This is a genomic window from Calditrichota bacterium (genome assembly GCA_013151735.1).
In the GTDB taxonomy this organism is placed as follows: domain Bacteria; phylum Zhuqueibacterota; class JdFR-76; order JdFR-76; family BMS3Abin05; genus BMS3Abin05.
Map to the genome: position 1 here is coordinate 1 of JAADHR010000198.1, position 3,545 is coordinate 3,545.

The 3,545-nt window shown below is 53.2% G+C and carries 2 protein-coding genes; both read left to right on the top strand.

Annotated elements, in window-relative coordinates; all coding sequences use genetic code 11:
- Nucleotides 1–189: 189 nt before the first annotated feature.
- Nucleotides 190–2,745, top strand: coding sequence for a hypothetical protein (locus tag GXO76_13980; protein NOY78966.1), 2,556 nt, complete (start codon nt 190–192; stop codon nt 2,743–2,745).
- Between the two features lie 595 nt (nt 2,746–3,340).
- On the top strand, nt 3,341–3,545 hold a 205-nt coding region (locus tag GXO76_13985), incomplete at its 3' end, for a hypothetical protein (GenBank protein ID NOY78967.1).

Below are 3,545 nucleotides of genomic sequence, written 5' to 3' on the forward strand. Positions count from 1 at the left end.
CTCAAATGATCCTGTCATTCTGAATCTGCCAGAGGCAGATGAAGAATCTCATTTAAAGCGGGGAGATTCCTCATCCGCTTGCAGCGGATTCGGAATGACGTTATGCAAATGGTTTGGGTCATTTAAAAATTGGCTTTTGGAATTTATTTGAGATTTGGAATTTCGTGAAAGGCATCTGGAGCAAAAACAATGACAAAGGTTTCTTTTCTTCTTTCAAAAATTCTTTTCCTGATTGTACTGATTTCCTTGCCCCTTTGGGCGCAGGAACCGGAGCTGCCACTTTACAAAAATCCGAAAGCGCCGCTGGAGGCACGGGTGCAGGATTTGGTTCACCGCATGACGCTTCGTGAAAAGGTCGAGTTGGTCTCCGGACACAGTCCCCGGACGGTGAAGAACGCACGGCTGTGCATTCCGGAGCTCATAAAAACGGACGGCCCTTTAGGTCCCACCTGCCGCGGACGCGCCACCAACTATTCGGCCATGATTAACATAGCGGCCACATTCGATTTGAATCTCATGCAAAAGGTGGCGGAAAACATTGGGGCGGAAGTGCGGATTCTGGGCTGCAATTGGCTGCTGGGGCCCTGTGTGAATATCGCCCGCGTTCCGAACGGGGGCCGCACCTTCGAGGGATTTGGTGAAGATCCCTATCTGGCATCCCGGATGACGGTGGTGTACGTAACCGGCGTGCAGAGTCAGCGGGTGGTGGCCTGTGTGAAACACTTTGTGGCCAACAACCAGGAGTTGGGGCGCGGCCACGTGGATGCCCGTGTGAGTGAACGGGCCCTGCGGGAAATCTACTTTCCGGCATTTAAAGCCGCCGTACAAGAAGCCGGATGCTGGTCGGTGATGGGCGCGTACAACAAAGTAAACGGCACCTACGCCTGTGAAAACAAGCATTTGCTGACGGATGTTCTGAAAAACGAATGGGGTTTTCGGGGCTTTGTGGTCACCGACTGGGGGGCGGCGCACTCGACCGTCAAAATGGCCAATGCCGGGCTGGATCTGGAAATGCCCTTCCCGAAATATTACGGAGACAAGCTGCTGCAGGCTGTCCAAAGCGGCCAGGTTTCCGAAAAGGTGCTGAACGACAAAGTCAGCCGGATTTTGCGCGCCCAATTCTGGGCGGGGTTGTTTGACGAATCGGTGCTGGACTACGGAGGGCACGACGACACACCCGCGCGGCGGGCACTGGCTTTGCAGGCGGCCCGGGAGAGTATTGTTTTGTTAAAAAATGACCGACATTTTCTTCCCTTGAAGAAAGATGCCTTTCGCAAAATTGCGGTTATCGGCCCCAACGGGAACGTGGCCCGGATGTATGGCGGAGGCAGCGGGGCTCTGAACGGGAATGAGGCCATTTCGCCGCTGGAAGGGATTCGCCAAAAAGTGGGAAACCAGATTACCGTGGCGTTTGCCCGGGGCATTCCGCCCAAACGCACTCGATTGCCTATTGTGAACGCGAGTTTTTACCGGCTTCCAGATGGCAAGCCGGGCGTGTACGCGGAGTATTTCAACAACAAAGAACTGAAAGGTAAGCCGGTTCTCACGCGTGTGGAGAAGGCGATCGATTTCAACTGGGGCTACGGAGGAAAACGCCAACCGGGAACGCCGGGGTCTCCGGCGCCTGGCATCGTCAACCTGGACCACTGGTCGGCGCGCTGGACAGGCCTCTTCCGATCCCCCGGCGAGGGATGGTACGACATCGGACTGAAATCCGACAATGGGGTGCGCCTGTACTTAAACGGAAAGAAGATCCTGGATGCCTGGACCAACAGAGACGCCGGAAAATTTAAAATTACGCGATTTAAATTCCAGAAAAACAAATGGTACAAACTTCGGGTGGATTATTACGAAAATGTGGGCAGTGCCCAGTGTAAATTGGGCCTGGCCCCGTACAAAGCAAAAGATTATTTTAATGAAGCCGTGGCCCTGGCAAAGCAGTCCGATCTGGCCATTCTGTGCATGGGACTGAATCCGCGGCTGGAAAGTGAAGACACCGACCGGGACAGCCTGCCGCTGCCGGCTAGCCAGGAGCGATTGATTCGCGAGGTAACGCGGGTGAATCCGAACAGTCTGGTGGTGCTGTACAACGCCACACCCATTTTGATGAACCGTTGGATGGACCGGGTGCCTGCGATTGTGGAGGCTTTTTACCCCGGACAGGAGGGCGGAACGGCGCTGGCGGACATCCTGTTCGGGGACGTGAACCCCTCCGGCAGACTGCCGATTACATTTCCGAAACGCTGGGCGGACACGCCGGTACACGACACCTACCCCAACCCCGACGTGGCCCTGTACAAAGAAGGGATTTTTGTGGGCTACCGGTACTACGACAAACACCGAATTAAACCGCTGTTTCCGTTCGGGTACGGGCTTTCGTACACCACCTTTTCGTACAGCCATTTGCGGATTCAACCGGCGAAAATTTCGCCGAAAGACACGCTGACGGTTTGCTTTGATGTGACCAACACGGGCAAAATGGCCGGGGACGAAGTCGTGCAGGTGTACATTCACGATGTGAAAGCCCGCCTGCCCCGGGAGGTCAAAGCCCTGAAGGGGTTCGCCCGCGTGCATTTGAAACCGGGAGAACGGAAGGCGGTTTGTTTGAAGTTGAATCGGTCGCACCTGGCCTACTACGATCCGTCGCTGAAGCAGTGGGTAGCCGAACCGGGCCGATTTGAGGTGTGGATCGGCCATTCGTCCCGTGACATCCGGCTGAAGGGGGCGTTTGAATTGAAAAAGTAGTTTGTGGGAAGGAAAATAAATTCGGAGGTTTTTGCAGGAAAGATTAGAAAAACATCCCCCTAAATCCCCCCTCAAGGGGGGACTTTAAGGGGGAGCAAAGAGCGACAGGTGACCCGTTCCCTGTAAGAAAAGTAAACAAAGAAATAAGGGAAGAATCTTTTGGGTCAGAACCCAACCGTCCCCCTTGGAAGGGGGACCATAGGGGGATGTTCTCTTGGGATTCGGTCAAATAATGGAAAAGCGACCCCACCCTAACCCTCCCCTTTCCAAGGGGAGAGGATAGGTGGGTGCACTATTGATAAAGCGAAGAACGGCCGAAAGCTCTTCAATTTGTTTGTCTCGGTGAATTAAGTGCACTTTGAATAAAGGGGCAAACGATCTGGCGTCCCGCTAATTTGCTGGAAACGATAATCGTCCCCTCCTTGCCAAGGAGGGGACCACAGGGGAGGTTAGCGGCAGCCATTCAATCAGAATTCGATCGTCAATTAATGCGCCTCAGGCAAACGTATCAAAAAAATTTAAGCATTGATCCCGCAAAACAGGCAAAAAATAAGACTCAAATAATTAGATCTTTGAACATTTTAAGGAGAATCCGGTGAAAAAATTTCTTTTTCTTTTGTATTTTATGGCATTTTCTTCGATGGCGTTGCCCGCCCAATCCCTTTACGATCTTGGGCCGGGGAAATATCCAGAATTTCAGGCCTACACCCTGGAACCCGGACTTCATTACGGCCCGGCAAAGGGAAAACAGCCGCTGCCGAAGACGATTCTCTACATTCCCATTACAGCTCAGCAATTGG

Coding starts and splice junctions, on each gene's coding strand:
- GXO76_13980 (NOY78966.1), top strand. CDS start 190: ATGACAAAGGTTTCTTTTCTTCTTTCAAAAATTCTTTTCCTGATTGTA.